The 17,691-nt window shown below is 40.8% G+C and carries 12 protein-coding genes; 4 read left to right on the forward strand and 8 right to left on the reverse strand.

Features of this window, described 5'->3' with window-relative positions:
• Positions 1-173: 173 nt before the first annotated feature.
• The 7 genes from EXT43_RS09840 to EXT43_RS09870 form a co-directional block, all read right to left on the reverse strand.
• Positions 174-3,101, reverse strand: coding sequence for a TonB-dependent receptor (locus tag EXT43_RS09840; protein WP_062566704.1), 2,928 nt, complete (start codon positions 3,099-3,101; stop codon positions 174-176).
• Positions 3,102-3,591: 490 nt separating this feature from the next.
• The gene (hemL, locus tag EXT43_RS09845) at positions 3,592-4,872 is read right to left on the reverse strand and encodes a glutamate-1-semialdehyde 2,1-aminomutase (protein ID WP_063527351.1); all 1,281 of its coding nucleotides are present in this window, start codon (positions 4,870-4,872) and stop codon (positions 3,592-3,594) included.
• Positions 4,873-4,944: 72 nt separating this feature from the next.
• Positions 4,945-5,961 (reverse strand): aspartate carbamoyltransferase, encoded by a 1,017-nt coding sequence (locus EXT43_RS09850; RefSeq protein WP_054554265.1) that lies wholly within the window; start codon positions 5,959-5,961, stop codon positions 4,945-4,947.
• A gap of 104 nt (positions 5,962-6,065) precedes the next feature.
• Positions 6,066-6,500, reverse strand: a complete 435-nt coding sequence (locus EXT43_RS09855) for a CopD family protein (RefSeq protein WP_063527350.1) — start codon at positions 6,498-6,500, stop codon at positions 6,066-6,068.
• Positions 6,501-6,520: 20 nt separating this feature from the next.
• Complete coding sequence (locus tag EXT43_RS09860; RefSeq protein WP_054562317.1) at positions 6,521-8,203, reverse strand: chloride channel protein; 1,683 nt, start codon at positions 8,201-8,203, stop codon at positions 6,521-6,523.
• Positions 8,204-8,302: 99 nt separating this feature from the next.
• Positions 8,303-9,634, reverse strand: a complete 1,332-nt coding sequence (locus EXT43_RS09865; protein WP_063527349.1) for a transporter substrate-binding domain-containing protein — start codon at positions 9,632-9,634, stop codon at positions 8,303-8,305.
• 71 nt (positions 9,635-9,705) lie between these two features.
• On the reverse strand, positions 9,706-11,889 hold the full coding sequence (locus tag EXT43_RS09870; protein WP_240701486.1) for a diguanylate cyclase: 2,184 nt from the start codon (positions 11,887-11,889) through the stop codon (positions 9,706-9,708).
• 372 nt (positions 11,890-12,261) lie between these two features.
• Here EXT43_RS09870 and erpA point away from each other — a divergent pair, with 372 nt between their 5' ends.
• From erpA to EXT43_RS09885, 3 genes are all read left to right on the forward strand, one after another.
• Positions 12,262-12,600 carry an iron-sulfur cluster insertion protein ErpA gene (gene erpA / locus EXT43_RS09875; RefSeq protein ID WP_054562313.1) on the forward strand — a complete coding sequence of 113 codons (339 nt, stop codon included), beginning with the start codon at positions 12,262-12,264 and terminating at the stop codon, positions 12,598-12,600.
• Positions 12,601-12,704: 104 nt separating this feature from the next.
• Entirely contained in the window at positions 12,705-13,796 is a 1,092-nt protein-coding gene (locus EXT43_RS09880) for an efflux RND transporter periplasmic adaptor subunit (protein ID WP_240701487.1), read from the forward strand.
• A gap of 2 nt (positions 13,797-13,798) precedes the next feature.
• Positions 13,799-16,873: an efflux RND transporter permease subunit gene (locus EXT43_RS09885; RefSeq protein WP_063528971.1), complete on the forward strand. Its 3,075-nt coding sequence runs from the start codon at positions 13,799-13,801 to the stop codon at positions 16,871-16,873.
• 39 nt (positions 16,874-16,912) lie between these two features.
• On the opposite strand, the gene EXT43_RS20675 is transcribed toward EXT43_RS09885, so the two are convergent.
• Complete coding sequence (locus EXT43_RS20675; protein WP_165385093.1) at positions 16,913-17,086, reverse strand: hypothetical protein; 174 nt, start codon at positions 17,084-17,086, stop codon at positions 16,913-16,915.
• 311 nt (positions 17,087-17,397) lie between these two features.
• Here EXT43_RS20675 and EXT43_RS09890 point away from each other — a divergent pair, with 311 nt between their 5' ends.
• The gene (locus tag EXT43_RS09890) at positions 17,398-17,637 is read left to right on the forward strand and encodes a helix-turn-helix transcriptional regulator (protein ID WP_054562310.1); all 240 of its coding nucleotides are present in this window, start codon (positions 17,398-17,400) and stop codon (positions 17,635-17,637) included.
• Positions 17,638-17,691: the final 54 nt, after the last annotated feature.

Consider the following 17,691-nt stretch of genomic DNA (forward strand, 5'->3'; position numbering starts at 1 on the left):
TCTCAAAGTAGTGCTTTCACTTGCATTTTCTTAGCTTAACTGAGTTGTAACTTGATTAATTGAAGATAAAAATTGACGAACTATTGAAGTACTAATTAGGTTTAAATGTAAAAAATAAAAGCCTCATAAAGAGGCTTTTAGAGTTATTGCTTTTCTTACTAATTTAATCGAAATTAAAAGTCGTAAGAAGCAGATAGTTGGACTCGACGAGGAGATTGATAACTTTGCGCTAAGCCAAATGTTGCACTATCATCACCAGCCGCCACTTCAGCAACTTCGTCATAACGAGTTGCTGTAGATGCATCAAATACATTGAAAATATCTAATGCGAAGCGTACTTTTTGGTCATTGAAATGCAAGTTGTACGTAAAGTTAAGATCTAATCGCGCTGTCCAGGGAGTTGTTCCCATGCTGCCGCGAGGGTAGCGTTGATCACCTACATAATAGGTGTCGCCATAAGAATATTTGTCTGGGTCTGGTGTATACCCTGCACCTAACGCTGTCCAAGGACGACCTGAAGCAACATTTAAGTTTGCACCTATTAAGAAGTCTTCAGTAACTGCATATGCACCGTAAACTTTAATATTGTGGCGACGGTCCGCTGGTAAGTTACCGTTAGCACCATCCATAAGATAAGGGTAATCCCAGTCTTGTGTTAAACCTGCATCATCTTGGCCATTATCAGATTTAACAAATCCTTCAGTGTTACCGTAGTTATGAGACCAAGTATATAGGGCTTTTAATGACCAAACTTTATCCCAGCTCTTCTCAATTGAAAGGTCAACGGCAGCGTAACGACGTTTAGCTTCAGGATAACCTAGCTCTTCAGCTGTGAAGCTATACTCTTCAGTTACACCGTCACCATCTAGGTCGAAGTTAAATGTTGCGCTATTACCAGGGTTAAATAAGAACCAGTTTTCACCAAGGTACTCTCCATCTTCATCAGTAAAGATATATGAGCCATCATCAATTTGATTGCCTAGTGTGCGATATGTACCTTTGATGCTCCAAGACCAGTCATCATTAATCGCTGCTTGATAACCAACAATAATTTCATCATTGTACATAGGCTCAAGATCTTTATCTGCAAGAGTGTTTGAAGGTTTTGCTGTTCCGTCACCACCATTTGAAATAGCGATATCACCTAATTGGTTGCTTAAGCCAACAGGAGTACCATCAGCATTAAGGCCTTCATATTCATACCAAGTGTGGATATAAGTTTCGGCACCTGCAAGACGAATATTCGTATTTGCAGCAACAGGTAAGTAATAGCGACCTGCAGTAACGAATAATTTACTGTCACCGTCACCATTTATATCCCAAGAGGCACCTAATCTTGGCGCAATTTGATTATCAATAGATACAAATTCATCGCCATCCGCGTTGTAGTTTGTGAAGCTGTCATTACGTAGACCTAAAGTTAGTGTTAAGTTATCGGTAACAGCCCACTGATCCTCGATATAAATCGCCCAGTTTTCAACTTCAAATGCACCACCATTCTTATAGTCACGAACACGAGTTGTTTTCATTTCTTCAGGAAGAACATAACCGTTTGGAAGGCGAGCGCCTTCTTCGTATGTTCTATAGTAGTAGTAAATACCACCCGAGTTGATTGTAGTTGCATCTGATGTATTGGTTTCTGAGTCATAACCAAATCTTAGTGTATGCTCATCATTTAAGTACCAATCAAAGTCAACGCGCAATTGCTCGCGCTTATCTTCATTAGCGCCTACAGTGAAGTTTACATAACAAGTAGTATCAACACCTAAATCTGCGTCATAGCCGGTAGGACAGTCATCAAAGTCTGAATAATCAGTTTCTGAGAATTTAACTTCACCATACATAGCTGATACGCTTAAGTCATCAGTCAGGTTACCTGTATAACGTACCGCAAAACTTTCACCACCGCGCTTGTGATAAGCTGTACCGCCATCTAATGTATAGTTACCTGTACCATTTGCATCTTCGATTGTGCTTTCAGAATATGTGCGTTCATCACTAAAACCCCAAAGCATTAATTGATGATCCTCATTAATGTTCCAGTCAATACGCGCTAGATAATAAGGGTCGTCATCTTTTTCTTTTGTTAGAGAGGTTTGAGAAGCGTTACCGTATTCTTCTTCATTATCTCGGAAAGTATAAATCCCGTAGAAGAAAAGCGTATCTTCAATTAACGCACCAGAGGCATAAATATTTGTCTCAAATGAGTTTACATAGTCATCTTGGTTATTGACATATAAATCTCCAATACAGTGACCATCTTCAGCCTCACAACGATCATTTTGTAAGTAAACTGAGTTTGGAGACTGTTCTCTCAATGAGTCAGGCGAGTAAATAGATTCAACACCAAAGTGAAAGTCATTAGTACCTGACTTTGTAACTGCAGAAATAAGGCCACCAGTCGTTCGACCAAACTCAGATGAGTAGCCACCTGTTTTTACTTGAAAACTATCATATGCAGAGAATGGAATGGTCGCGCCACCCAAGCCATTACGGAAGTTAGTCATATTCAGACCATTTACGTAATAAGCATTTTCAGCAACAGATGAGCCACCAAAAGATGCTTGATCGCCAAATCGGCTATCACCTTCAGTTGCGCCAGGTGCTAGTAAAGCAACCGATGTTAATGAGCGAGCAACTGGTAATAATTCAAGCTCTTCTGAACTAATGTTCAATGATGATTCAGTAACAGAAACATCAACAGCTCGAACTGCGCCACCAACAACTGCAATACGTTCAATATTACCTTCAACTAATGGTATTTCGAGAAGTGCAGTTTTACCGACACCGATAATTACATCGTTGATCTGCGCTTTTTCAAAACCAGCCTGTGACACTGTTACGTTGTACTTACCTACAGGCACTTGGTTAAGGTTGAACTGACCATTTGCATCTGCAATGAGAGTTTTTTCATAACCTTTAGTTTCATCGGTAATGGTGATTGTTGCGCCTGCTAAAGAAGCGCCAGACTGAGTTATGAGATTACCTTTGATTGCCCCATTAACATTGTCAGCCATGGCTGGCATAGCTGCACTTAAGGTCATAGCAACAGCTGCGGCTGTAAACGAACGCTTAAATGTTTTTGAAAAGTTGTTTTTCATTGAGCTTTCCCTGTGAAATTTTAGATTTGTTGTTATTTGTTAATAACCTTCACACCTTGCATTTATTTTTCTAAGGTTTTTACCTTCAAATAAAGGGTGAAACAAATTGGTAACACATTAGGAACATACTAATCAATTATTTATATTATAAATACGACAAAGCAACATAAAAACGCCTTGGAACGATCTAATTTTGTATTTAAGTTTATTTTATATACAAAAATAAAACAAATGTAATTAAGTGTAATTTGCTTAAGCGTTTCTTAATTTTAGGTTTATTTATTTTAAAACAGTGGGTTGGGATGGTTTTATGTGTGTTTTAGTTACAATGAAAATAAAAATGCACTAATGGAATACTTGCTTTGTATAAATGATGTTTTAATTATAATATTTTATTGGTTTTTATTTTCTAGTGGGGATGTATTTATATTATATTTTGGGGGCGTCGAAGTATAGGTCACCGATTAAAGTGACCTATTCAAATTTCAATTTAAAGCTTCGCGAATGCGCGCTCTGCTGCTGCAATGGTGTCGTTGATCTCTTTTTCAGAGTGCTCAGCGCACACAAAGCCTGCTTCAAACGCCGAAGGAGCTAGGTAAACACCTTCTTCTAGCATTAAATGGAAGAACTTTTTGAAGCGCTCTAAATCACACTCAGTCGCTTGTTGGTAGCTAGTTACTTTTTCTTTATCAGTAAAGAAGAAACCGTACATACCACCTGCGTAGTTTGTTGTAAGTGCAATGCCTGCTTTTTTAGCTGCGGCTTCAAAGCCTTCACAAATTGCTTTGCTCTTTGCTTCAAGCTCATCGTGCAGGCCTTCAGCACTTAATAGCTCTAAAGATTTTAAGCCAGCTGCCATGGCAATTGGGTTACCTGATAATGTACCTGCTTGATAAACTGGGCCAACAGGTGCGATGTAATCCATGATTTCTTTCTTACCACCAAAAGCACCTACTGGCATACCGCCACCGATCACTTTACCTAAACACGTTAGGTCTGGCTTGATGTTGTAGTAAGCTTGTGCGCCGCCTAAAGCAACACGGAAACCTGTCATTACTTCATCAAAAATAAGTACAGATTTGTATTCATCACACACCTCACGTAAACCTTCTAAGAAGCCAGGTACAGGTGGAATACAGTTCATGTTGCCAGCAACTGGCTCAACGATGATACAAGCGATTTCGTCAGCGTATTTTGCGAAAATTGCTTTTACTTCATCAAGGTTGTTAAACGACACAGTTAATGTGTGCTTAGCAAAATCTTCAGGAATACCCGGCGAGTTAGGTACACCCATCGTCAGTGCGCCTGAGCCTGCTTTTACTAGTAGTGAGTCAGCATGACCGTGGTAACAGCCTTCAAACTTTAAGATTTTATCACGGCCAGTGAAACCACGTGCTAAGCGAATTGCACTCATTGTTGCCTCAGTACCTGAGCTTACCATACGTACTTTTTCGATTGATGGTACTAGCTCTTTTACTTTTTCGGCCATTAAGATTTCAGTTTCGGTTGGCGCACCATAGCTTAAGCCATTTTCTACGGCTTCTAATACCGCTTGCTTAATAGCTGGGTGGTTGTGACCCATGATCATTGGTCCCCATGAACCAACGTAATCGATAAAACGGTTACCATCAGCATCAAAGGTAAAAGGACCTTCTGCTTTAGTGATAAATAAAGGAGTACCGCCAACGCCATTGAAGGCACGAACTGGTGAGTTAACACCGCCTGGGATTGATTCTTGCGCGCGATTAAAAAGATCTTGGCTAATTGTCATGAATAGTCCTATTGGGTTGTCACGTTAAATGAGTTGGTTCGCAAGGGCTCAAAGAGCCCAAAACGATGCAAGTTAGCTATTACGTTTACGGCTAAACCAAGGCACGTCGACTTCATATTGCTCAACTTTGTCGGCAACATCTAAGGTTAGAGCAAACAACGCCATGCGAATTAACACGCCATTTTGCACTTGGCGGAAAATCGCTAGGTTGTCGTTGCTATTTAAATCGTTATCTAGCTCGTTTGCTTCTAAACGGCTATCACGAGGAAGTGGGTGCATCAGTACTGAGTTAGGCTTACAGTGTGCGTTGTAAATAGCCTGACTGATACGGAAACCACCACGGTATTTGTTAGCTTCTTCTTGAGAAGGGAAGCGCTCTTCTTGGATACGGGTTTGATAAACAATATCGGCGGCCAAGTTGCCTTCCATTTTATCTACTACTTGAATTTTATGACCTGCGTTATCAACAGCATCTAAAATGTAGTCTGGCATTTGTAAGCCATCAGGTGCCACCATAGAGAATTTAACGTCTTTATAATGGCAAAGTAATTTAGATAAAGAGTGCACAGTACGGCCGTATTTTAAATCACCTACTAGGGCAATATGCATACCGTCGATACTTTGGTTGAAACGACCTAGCTCACGTTCAATCGTTAGTAAGTCTAGTAAGGCTTGTGTTGGGTGCTCATTCGGGCCGTCACCGCCATTAATCACTGGCACGTCACACCCGGTGGCAAACTCAGCAACAGAGCCTGCGTCAGGGTGGCGCATTGCGACTGCATCTGCATACGCTGAGATCACGCGTGCGGTATCATACAAAGATTCACCTTTTGCAAGCGCTGAGCTTTGCATGCCCGTTGTTTCACGAACCAAACCACCTAGTAAGTTAAATGCAGTACCAAAACTTACGCGAGTACGCGTGCTTGGTTCAAAGAACAAGTTCGCTAAAATTGCGCCCTCTAAAACATTGGTGCGCTTTTGCTTTTTAGCATAAGGCTCCATTTTCTTAGCAACTGCAAAAATACGTTCAATACAATCTCGATCAAGCTGATTGACCGACAGGATATTTTCACCTTGGAAACTTAGCATGGGGTTTGTTCCTAATCACATTTATAGGGCGCTGGCACTCGGTATGGGAGGCCGCATAAATTTGCGCAGTACTATAGCAAATTTTTAGCGTTCACAGCAGCAAATTATAAGTTAGGTTTAATAATTGCCAGTGCCACTATAGCTAAAAGGATGAGTACCGGAACTTCATTAAAAATACGGTAAAAGCGATCGCTACGTGTATTGCGGTCATGCTTAAAGTCAGCCAGTAATTTAAAGCAATAGCCGTGGTAGATATAGAGAATAATCACTAGCACCAGTTTGTAGTGCAGCCACATGCTGTATCTAAACCAGTCTCGACCATATTCAAAAATGGTCAGTACGCCAAACACCAATGTTAAAATGGCAAACGGCGTCACAAAAAACAGTAAGCGGCGTTCCATTACTTTCAGCATTGAGTTACAGGCTTTTTCTTCACTCATTGCGTGGTAAACAAAAAGACGTGGCAGGTAAAAAATACCGGCAAACCAAGCAATCATAAAAAATACGTGGAAGGTTTTATAAACTAATAGCGCAGTCATTTAAGCATCCATTTTAATTGTTATAACAAACTGTTGCGTATGGTAAGGATATGTCTGATTTGGTCCCAACGCAAAAGGCCCATAATCTGTTGGTTATCAAGCAGGTTGTAAATATATACCGCACCGCTGCGTTTATCTTTCAATAAGTCAAAAGCATCGGCTAATGTTGCTTGGCTACTAAGGCCGGCAAGGCTGACATATTTGATATTACTTTCTTGATCAGACATAAGGCTTAAATCATATTCCGCAAGACGATAGCCATTCTCTTCATCATGAACAATCAGCGGGGTTTGGCTATCAAGGGCATCGAGCGACTCTTTAATTTGTTGTTTGTCGTCACTGTAAAGCAGCTTGAACTGCTCATCCATTTCATCCATCACACCTACTTTTTGTAATGCTTCGGTAGCAGGCGATATTTGATACTCAAGCCCTTGGAAATCGAGTTGTTGCATGAAAATAGAGCGGTTACCAAAAAACTGTAGTGCTGTAACATAAGCCGTTGAGATCACCAGCATGGCTGGCACAATAATCTCGGGGCTTGAGGTCAATTCCATAACTGTAGTAAGCGCAGCCAGTGGTGCGTGTAATGTTGCAGCCAATAACCCCGCCATGCCAAGCATGCTATAAGTCCCTGTGATATCAACACCCGGACTAATGAACTGTGCGAAAAAGGCCATCAAGGTGCCCATTAATACCCCAAGCCCAATAACAGGGCCGATGATCCCACCTGGAATACCTAAACCAATGGCAAATAAGGTGGCGAGTAATTTGGCAATCAAGATGGTTGTTAAAAACTGCACATCATCTGGCGATTCAATAGCAATAGTGATAGCACTCATACCTGAGCCCATTGCATGAGGAACCATATATGCAATTAGGCCTGCTATTAACCCTGCGAGTAATAGACGAGGGAACATACTTAGTGGTTTAAAAGTACGGATTATAAGCATCAAGTTTTGGTTAAATGCATAGGCAACAGCGCCAAGTGCCATACCAAAAATGATTAAAAATGGGTAATGCCAACCACTTAACGGGTTCATGGTAATAAGGGCAAGCTCTGAAGCGTCACCAAATACAAATTGAGTGGCTAATGCGCCGGTAACCGCTGCGAGCATAATGGGCACGAAAATATGCACTTTATATTCCCTAAGTACCACCTCCATAACAAAGATGACGGCTGCCAGTGGGGTGTTAAATGAGGCAGCAATACCGGCTGCAACACCACAACCGGTGAGGGTACGCATTGCATTGTGTGGTAGATGTAATTTATCGGCCAGTAAACTGGCACCTGTTGCACCCATATGAACAGAGGGGCCTTCTCGACCGACCGAAAAACCACTAATAAGGGCTAATGCGCCACCAACAAATTGGTTCACCGTGTTATAAAGCGGCATATGACCATAGTGTTTTTTAATACGGTGAATTACAAATGGAATGCCAAGACGATAATGCTTAAAGCCTGTTAGGGCGGCGAATAAGGCAATTAATAAGGCTGCACCAACTGGCAGTATCATTCGCTCATAGGTTGGTAAAGTGGTGAAGTCATCAGGCTTATCTAAAAATAAGCTTTGAAAAAACATGATTGTGAGGCGAAAAAGTATGATCAACACTGCCGCAATTAACCCTGCACTTACACCAAGTAAGCACAATTGCACAGATGTTTTAGGCTTTGCTAGGCGACGTCTTAGTCTCTCAAGCCACATGCATATTTCCTCACAGCACTTTTGAGCCGCAGTTTAGCAAATCAAATCAACTAAGTCGTTGGGATTTTATAATTTTATCTGCATTTTGGGTAAATCTAGCTAATCTTTGCTGCCATTATTAATTTGCTGCGTTAATTCAGGCAAGCGAGCTGAAATAGCTTTAGATATTTCATCTACCAGTGGGGCATGTTTTTTATGAATAACCGTGTTGATAGCCATTTGCCTTAGTACCACCACTGAAAAGTCTTTTTTAAAGGTAGTTATATCGTTATTGAGCGCAGGATAAAGCGCGTAATCGACACGTCCTTTTTTTAGCATGGTAAGCGTGTGACTTAAATCTTCGTTATGAATGATCTCGGCTTTAATATCAAACTCATTAAGAATTTCGATATCACCACTAGAGCTCATAATTAGGTTGTTAGGGTTGTATAAATTATCTCTATCGCATGGCAGCGACTTTCGACATAGGAGCACTAAGTTAATAACGCCAAGGCTAGGTTCTACGACAATAATATTCTCGAATTTACGCATATTACTTTGTGAGCGCACTATATCGCCGTCAACGATGCCTGCATTTAATAACAATACGCCTCTTCGAGATGGTGTTGCTTGCATCTGGACTTTGATATTTAAATCATTATAAACATCACTCATTAACGCTTTAAATGGTGCTACACGCGGAATATCTATATAGGTTAACAACAGCTTTTTTGGCCGAGAGTAATTTGTTGCAGATGGCTTTGCGCCAGTAAATAAATCATTAAGTAAGGCTATTTTAGCTCGGTTTTCAGGGGCATTCCGTATACCAATCACTAATGGGGAGTCGGTAAACTGAGTTACTATTTTTGGCTCAGGTAGGTTTTGTTGCTCAGCAAAATAGTTAAGTACTTTTGGCGCAGTAATCGCAAAATTAATCTGCTTAGTTTGCATTAAGTGGAATAGTTCTTCATCGTTTGCTGTTTGCACAATGCTGCCAGCATAGGATTGAATCACTTTTTCGACCACACCCGGGTAAATATAAGGCTCAACAACGCCAACTTTGTTCTCATTAAAAAGCTGTTCAAGATTTTCAAAATCTTGTGAATTAGACTGAGTGGTAATGACAGCTAATTGAGAATTTAAAATAGTGGGTGAAGCTATAAAGCCAGGTATCATTTCAGAGGGCCAAGCCGGGTAATAACCCAGGTAGCCGGTTAACTGGGCTTTTTTTATTGCATCTTGCCAAGGTAAATATTCAACTTCGAGGTTTATCGATTTTTTGGCAAGCGTGTCTCTTAATAGAGCAATAGCATCACCGCCATTTTCCATTGTACTACTTGCATACGGCGGGGCTTCTAAAGAGGTGATTTTCCATGTTTCTTGGTACGTGCTATCAGCAGCTGCAAGCGAGCTGAAAACAAGTACCATAAAATAATAAAAGCGAGTAAGCATGGAAAAAGAATCATTATTAATTGTTTAATAAGTATACGTCTAAATTAGACTTTTTAGCATTATTAATTTGCTTATTTGCAGTTCATAACATTACAACTAAAGCAGTGATGTTTTTGGTCATACATACGCTTATCGGCCATGCTAAGTAATTCATCAAATGATTGCGCATCATCTGGATATAAGGCAAAGCCAACACTCGCTTCTACATGCAAGTCACCATATTCTGATTTTATCGGCGCCTTAATCGCACAGATCAATCGTGATAGTGCTCGGTTTATTTGTACTTGGTTTTCTATGTCGGTAACAATAACTACAAACTCATCACCACCAATGCGAGCAACGCAATCGGTTTTTCGAGCGGTGTCTTGTAAGCGTTTAGCAACTTCTATCAGTACTTTATCTCCCACTGCATGGCCATAGGTATCGTTGATTGGCTTAAACTTATCAAGATCAAAATACAGACAACCTACCTTAGAGCCAGTCCGTTCCACCCGCGCAAACTCTTGCTTGATGAATCGCTCAAGCGCGCTACGATTCGCTAAACCTGTTAAATGGTCTGTTTGTGCCAATTGCCTAATTTTCTTCTCTGCTATAACACGCTTCGTGATATCGAAATTAACACCAATCATGCGGTTGCCGTATATTCGCCCATCAGCATTGATATAGCGGGTTTTTCCAGAAGGCAGAACAATTTGAAACTCTGCATGGAATTCTTCACCATTTAAAATTGCGAGTTTCAACTTGTTAGTCACGTCTTCATATTCATCTGGGTGCAAGCTATTTGCCCATGCTGAATAGTCCCCTTTAAATTCTGATTTTGGAATTTCAAATAAGGTATGCATCCAGTCATCCCAAATCAGTTCATTGGTTTCAAAGTTCCACTCCCAAATACCAATATGGGCCGCATCTGCAGCCATAGACATGCGTTGGTGTAAGCTTTCAAGCTCGGTTTTTGCTTGTTTTAATTCAGTGACATCTTCAGAAACGTCCAATAAATATTGCGCTTTACCATTACTGTCTTTAATAGTGAGCTTCCGTGTCCTTAAGTAATGAGTATTACCATCAATGGTAACTGGCTTTTCCTCTATAGTTAGAGTGTCATCACTTTTCAATACATCGCGATCGGTTTGCACGAAACTGACTGCCTGTTCATTACTGAAAATATCAAAGTCATTTAAACCGATTAGTTGGTCTTTATTTTTACCGAGGAGTTGCTCACCCGCTTTATTCACATGGCTAAAAGTTAGATGCTCTGCTTCTTTTACAAATAACATGATAGGTAAATTATCGAAAATAGTTTGCGTAAAGGCCTCTTGGTTTCGAATATCAGACAAATCTTTTATTGTCGCCACATAAGGACCTGACTCTTTTTTACCAATAGAGCTGATGGTTAACGTAATAGGAAAACGTTTTTTATTCGCTCGTTGTCCTTTTAAGAGCCGACTGCTACTTTTACCCGCCGTTCTTTTGCTGAGTTGTGAATCTCTGAGGATTTCATCAAGTTCTAACGATCTTTCAGGGATCAGGGTGCGAATATGTTTGCCTATTAAATCATGCAGCTGATAGCCAAAAACATGGATAACAGCCGGGTTCGCAAATTCAATTTTTCCTTCATTATTAAAGCTAATTACCACATCTTGTACGGTATTAAGTACTGCTTTCAGTTTTGCTGATAATAAGCTCCTTGCTCTGAGTTCAACAGCACCCAATACAAACAGACTTAATGCCACCAGAATAAAAATAATAAGTTGTGCTAACGTCGAGTAGTCGTGGGTTGTAACATAGGTGGTGTATTCAGTTTCAAAAACCGACATCGAAATCATGCCAATGTAATGCATTCCCGAAATTGCACTGCCCATTATTAAGGCCACCACTAAGTTCATCCGTGTTTGATGAACCCCTTTAGCAAGTCGAAAATCATTAATTTTTAATGCGATACCTGACAGCACAATAGCGACGATAATAGATAAAGAGAACAACCAAGGCTCATAAGCCATTGTTGCAGGCATCACCATCGCCATCATGCCAACAAAATGCATCGAGCCAATGCCAGCACCCATTAGCACACTTCTAAATAGTAGCCCTTTGTCGGTTTGCAGTGCTGGTGATAGCACGATGTAACTGGCAAACACACTTGGCAATATTGATATCAAAGTAATGCTAATGTTGTATTCAATAGGGATGGGTAAGGTATAAGCAAGCATACCTACAAAGTGCATACCCCAAATTCCTATACCTAAAAAACACGAAGCCATGATGGTCCATATCTGACTTTCATTTTTTAGATAAGAGTGTTTGATACGAGCAGATAATAAAAAAGAGATATACGAAGCAAATACGGCTGTGAGAATAGAAGCAAACACAAGGAGCAAATCGTATTCAGCTGGAATGACCTGCGCACTGCTTAAATTATCAGTTATAAAATGCAGCTTGAAATGCTCTATCACAATTATCTTCCCTCAGTGCAAACTCATGCTAGTCCAAATGTAGTACAAATAAACTTTAGTCCAAGGCGAATAGGTTAGCCAGTTACCCTCACCATAATTGAGATGCTCTTCTGGTGATACTTGATTAAAACACTCGGGTATTAGATAATTGCGGCCAATATAGGTTTTGAGGGTTTTGGTATGTCAGATGAGTTGCCAATCAAGTTCAGCGATGCAGCAGCTGTTCGTGTTAAACAGTTAATCGAAGAAGAAGAGAATCCAGATCTTAAACTACGTGTTTATGTAACAGGTGGTGGTTGCTCAGGTTTCCAATATGGTTTTACTTTTGATGAAAAAGCTAACCCTGGCGATTTAGAAATTGTTAAAAATGGTGTAACGCTAGTAATTGACCCTATGAGTATTCAATATTTAGTTGATGGTACCGTGGATTACACCGAAGGGCTTGAAGGCGCACGCTTTTTTGTTAATAACCCGAATGCAACAACAACCTGTGGTTGCGGAGCCAGCTTCAGCGTTTAACGAATTATTTAAAAAAGCCACTTTATGTGGCTTTTTTATTGCTTTAATTTCTCATAATATCTTGCCTCTGCTAAATTTTACGCATTATTAGAAGGAATTTTGCGTTGCCAAATATAACTACAACAATAGAAAAGAAACCCTATATTTTAGCTATCGCCATTGTTTTGGTGATTGTACTGTGGATGCTATCTGGGGATAGCAAAGCAGATCAAAAAGCACAGCAAAGTGATCATCAAGTTCAAGAGCGCTTGCCTAAAGTGCAAGTGATGCCGTTGGTTGCTAAGAATATTAATAAAAACCTAACTTTTTATGGAAAATCAGAGCCAGACAAAATCGCGAATATTAGCGCTAGGCAAGCAGGGCAAGTACTCGAAATTTTGGTTGAAGAAGGTCAGTTTGTAAAACAAGAACAGGTTATTTTACGTCTCGATAAATCTGATTTAGCCGCCCAAATCACATCAGCAGAAGCCTTAGTTGCACAGTATCAAACTGAATACGAAGGCGCGCTTAAACTTAATCAGCAAGGTTTACAAAACAAAGTATTGACCATGCAAGCACAAGCTATGTTGCAACAAGCAAAAGCAACTTTGGTAAGCCTTGAATTAAAGCTAGAGCGCACTGAAGTACGTGCTGCTTTTGATGGCGTTATCAACAAACGTTTAGTCGAAATTGGTGATTATGTTGGCATAGGCGACCCTATTTTACAGCTCGCTGATTTAGACCCGTTAATTGTCAGAGCCGATGCGACTCAAAAAGAAGTGCAAGGCTTAGAAGTTGGACAGGCTACTTTTGCTCATGTGTTAAATGACAAAACCTATCCGGGTCGAATTCGTTATATTGCCTCTGTTGCTGATGACAGCACTAATACATTTCGCATCGAAGCGGCGTTTGAAAACCCAGGTATGAAATATAAAGCAGGTTTTTCGACTCAGCTTAATATTGAGTTGCCAACTGAGCCTGCCATGTTATTAAGCCCGGCTTTTATGGCCCTAGATGAACAAGGGAATATCGGCGTAAAAGTCGTAAATGACGACAATATTGTAGAGTTTAAATCGGTAAATCTAGCTAAAAGTACCGAGCAGGGCGTTTGGCTTTGGGGTTTAGGCGAGCAAGCGAATGTTATTACCCTTGGTCAAGGTTTCGTGCGTGCCGGTGACAAAGTTGAGCCTGTGTTTACTGAAGCAACGAGCAACTAAGTATGAAAAACTTAATTGAAGCGTCGTTGACTCACACGCGTACAGTTTTATCTATTTTCATCTTGTTGCTGATCTCGGGGTGGGTGACATATCAAACCATCCCTAAAGAAGCGAACCCCGATGTCACCATTCCCTTTATTTATGTGTCGATTATTCATGATGGTATTTCCCCTGAAGATGCTGAGCGGCTATTAGTTAGGCCAATGGAGATTGAGCTTCGCTCAATTGAAGGCGTAAAAGAAATGTCAGCGGTGGCAAGTGAAGGGCATGCCTCTGTGACTCTTGAGTTTATTGCGGGTATGGATCCCAAAGAAGCCTTAGCAGATGTACGAGATAAAGTTAGTTTAGCCAAGGCAAAGCTGCCTTCTGAATCAGAAGAGCCAGAAGTTCATGAAATCTTGATGGAAGATCAGCAGCCAACAATTACATTAACCTTGTCAGGTGATGCGCCAGAGCGAGGTTTGCTAACCCTTGCCCGTAATCTTAAAGATGAACTAGAAAGCATTTCTAGCGTATTAGAAGTTGATGTAGGTGGTGACCGCGAGGATATGGTCGAAATTGAGGTCGATCCACTGGCGATGATTTCTTATGGCCTTGAACCGAATGACATTATTCAACTGCTATCAAATAACAACCGCTTAGTTGCTGCCGGTACCCTTGATACTGGTAAAGGCCGCTTTGCTGTAAAAATTCCGTCGGTATTTGAGACGATTCAGGATGTGATGGAGCAACCTGTGAAAGTTGTTGGCGATAGGGTGGTGCGTTTTATGGACGTAGCAAAAATTCGCCGAGCATATAAAGACCCAACCTCAATCGCACGTATTAATGGCCGTCATGCGGTTTCGCTGGAAGTGAAAAAACGTGCTGGCGAAAATATTATTGATACGGTCGATCAAGTTAAAAAAGTGGTGAATGAGGCCAAGACAATTTGGCCTGAGCATATACGAGTTGATTACACCGGCGACATGTCAAAAGACGTGAAAATGATGCTCTCTGATCTGCAAAATAATGTGCTGTCTGCTGTATTGTTGGTGGTTATCGTTATTGTGGCGGTACTTGGCGCGCGCACCGCCTTCTTAGTGGGAATTGCCATTCCAGGCTCATTCTTAACCGGGATTTTAGTGATCTCTGTGTTTGGTTTAACGGTGAATATCGTGGTGCTTTTTGCACTCATCATGGCTGTCGGTATGCTGGTGGATGGCGCAATTGTTGTCAGTGAGTTTGCTGACAGAGCAATGAGTGAAGGTAAACCGCGCAAGGCTGCTTATAAATTGGCTGCTGAGCGCATGGCGTGGCCAATCATCGCTTCTACGGCAACGACATTAGCGGCCTTTGCACCATTGATATTTTGGCCGGGAATGATGGGCGAGTTTATGAAATACTTGCCGATTACGCTTATTGCCACCTTGACTGCGTCATTACTTATGGCATTGGTGTTTGTGCCAACCATTGGTGGATTAATAGGAAAATCAAGGCCGCTTTCTGAACAGCAAAAACATGATTTAGAGTTAGCTGAGTCTGGTGACTTAACACAAATCAAAGGGATGCTTGGGCGTTATATTCGAGTGCTTGATTATGCAACAGAGCGCCCTTGGTGGAGCCTAGCTGCTGCAATCGTGTTTTCTATTTTGGTGTTCTTTGCATTTGCTGTCTCTAAGCTAGGGGTTGAGTTCTTTCCTGATGTTGAGCCAAATGGCGTCAATATCAAAGTACGTTCTTACAGTGACTTATCTATATTTGAAAAAGACGTGATCATGAAAGACATTGAGTCACGCATTTTAAAAGTGGAAGGTATTAAAACCTTGTATGCTCGTACTGGCGGTAAAGATCAGGTAGGCACGTTTAGAATGAATCTCAAAGACTGGGATGAGCGTCCACCTGCCGAAGATATAATCAGTCAAGTTAACGAAATCACGGCAAGTTATGCTGGTGTCGAAATTGAACTTCGTAAAGATGAAAACGGCCCCGGTGGTGGTAAAGCGCTAAGTATTGAGCTGAGCTCTCGGTTTGTTGATGTGCTTAACAGTGAAGCAAAACGAGTAAGACAAGCTATCGAAAATGATGGCGCATTTCGAAATGTTGATGACAGTGCTTCAAAACCGGGCATTGAGTGGCAACTTAAATTGAATCGTTCGGATGCGGCTCGTTTTGGTGCGGATGCCAGTATGCTAGGGGCGAATGTTCAGCTTATTACTAATGGTTTAAAACTAGGGGAATACCGCCCTGATGATGTTGATGACGAGATTGATATTCGCGTACGCTTCCCGCATGACAAGCGAGATTTAGGACGTCTTGAAACGTTGCGTGTAAAAACTATGCATGGGCAAGTGCCAATTAGTCACTTTGTTGAGCGTCAAGCAGCTCCTAAGGTCGATACAATTCGCCGTGTTGATTCTCAGCGCGTTGTTACCGTTAATGCAGACATGAAACCGGGTGAACAACTTGCTAAAGCGTTGCCACGCTTACAAGCGCAACTAGAGGAGCAAGGGTTAGATCCGCGCGTGAAAATTAAAGTGCGTGGTGAAACCGAAGATCAAGATGAATCAGAAGCCTTCCTTGAGCAGGCTTTTGTGGTTGCCCTGTTTGTGATGGGGATCATTCTGGTAACGCAATTTAATAGCTTTTATCAGGCATTTTTGATTTTAAGTGCTGTACTGTTTTCAACTGTGGGTGTGTTCTTAGGTTTAATCGTATTACAGCAACCGTTTGGTATCGTGATGTCAGGCATCGGGGTTATCTCGCTTGCAGGTATTGTGGTTAATAACAATATTGTATTGATTGATACCTATAATGTTTTACGTAGCCAAGGTCTGGCAGCAAAAGATGCGATTTTACGAACTGGTGCTCAGCGTTTACGTCCTGTACTATTAACTACCGTAACCACCATATTGGGATTAATGCCGATGGTACTGCAAGTGAATATTGACTTATTTAACCGTCATATTGATTTTGGTGCGCCATCTACTCAGTGGTGGGTGCAATTGGCCACGGCTGTTGCGGGTGGATTAACATTTGCTACTGTATTAACACTGGTACTTACGCCTTGCTTGTTAATGCTGCGAGATCGTCGTCGGTAATCGGTAAATTCGTTACTGATTAATTAAAAATGAGTGACCCTAGTGTTGGGTCACTTTAATCATCAGTAAAAAGAAGCCTAAAACTAACGCAGAGGCGATTAAAATATACACAAACCCTTTCTTACCTTGCTTAATTGGCACACGATTTTGTTTTAAAAACAGGTACCACGCCACACACAGTACAATTGGCAACAAAAATAATATACGAAACATTTCCTAGCCTTTTTCAGTATTTACATACACTTTAAGCATAAATATGCAGAATTTAAAGTGATACTTTCATCTTGTTACACTTCCAATTGATCAATTTTTTGGTACAGTTAACCAGTTAACTATAGAGCACATGCTTTAATTTTAGCTACACTTAAGCTTGTATACTAAAACGGTCCATACCTAAAAGGTGGACATTTGTATAATTAATCATTCAAACTGAAAATTATTAGTATATAATGTGTCCAAGAGTGAGACGGGCAAATTTCACTCTTAAATTATTAACTTGAATCATCTAGTAGGAGATGTATTTTATGATGGGTAAAACAGTTTCTTCTGAAGAAAACTCGAAACTAACGAAATGGCTTAAAACTAAGCGTCATGAGAAAGGTCACACAATGCGTAGCCTTGCACAGGTTTTAGGTACGCCGCATTCTTTCATTGGCAAAATTGAAAACCAAGAACGTCGTTTAGATGTAATTGAATTCATGCGTTATTGTGATGCTTTAGAAGTTGACCCGTACGAAGGTCTTAATTTACTTAAAGACGCTTAATTATTCATTACTAAAAGCGAAACGCCGCTTTTAAAGTAATACAAATAGTGCAAG

It is taken from the genome of Pseudoalteromonas sp. CO109Y (assembly GCF_004208935.1).
Classification (GTDB): domain Bacteria; phylum Pseudomonadota; class Gammaproteobacteria; order Enterobacterales; family Alteromonadaceae; genus Pseudoalteromonas; species Pseudoalteromonas shioyasakiensis.

Coding starts and splice junctions, on each gene's coding strand:
- EXT43_RS09840 (WP_062566704.1), bottom strand. CDS start 3,101: ATGAAAAACAACTTTTCAAAAACATTTAAGCGTTCGTTTACAGCCGCA.
- hemL (WP_063527351.1), bottom strand. CDS start 4,872: ATGACAATTAGCCAAGATCTTTTTAATCGCGCGCAAGAATCAATCCCA.
- EXT43_RS09850 (WP_054554265.1), bottom strand. CDS start 5,961: ATGCTAAGTTTCCAAGGTGAAAATATCCTGTCGGTCAATCAGCTTGAT.
- EXT43_RS09855 (WP_063527350.1), bottom strand. CDS start 6,500: ATGACTGCGCTATTAGTTTATAAAACCTTCCACGTATTTTTTATGATT.
- EXT43_RS09860 (WP_054562317.1), bottom strand. CDS start 8,203: ATGTGGCTTGAGAGACTAAGACGTCGCCTAGCAAAGCCTAAAACATCT.
- EXT43_RS09865 (WP_063527349.1), bottom strand. CDS start 9,634: ATGCTTACTCGCTTTTATTATTTTATGGTACTTGTTTTCAGCTCGCTT.
- EXT43_RS09870 (WP_240701486.1), bottom strand. CDS start 11,889: ATGGCTTCGTGTTTTTTAGGTATAGGAATTTGGGGTATGCACTTTGTA.
- erpA (WP_054562313.1), top strand. CDS start 12,262: ATGTCAGATGAGTTGCCAATCAAGTTCAGCGATGCAGCAGCTGTTCGT.
- EXT43_RS09885 (WP_063528971.1), top strand. CDS start 13,799: ATGAAAAACTTAATTGAAGCGTCGTTGACTCACACGCGTACAGTTTTA.
- EXT43_RS20675 (WP_165385093.1), bottom strand. CDS start 17,086: ATGTTTCGTATATTATTTTTGTTGCCAATTGTACTGTGTGTGGCGTGG.
- EXT43_RS09890 (WP_054562310.1), top strand. CDS start 17,398: ATGATGGGTAAAACAGTTTCTTCTGAAGAAAACTCGAAACTAACGAAA.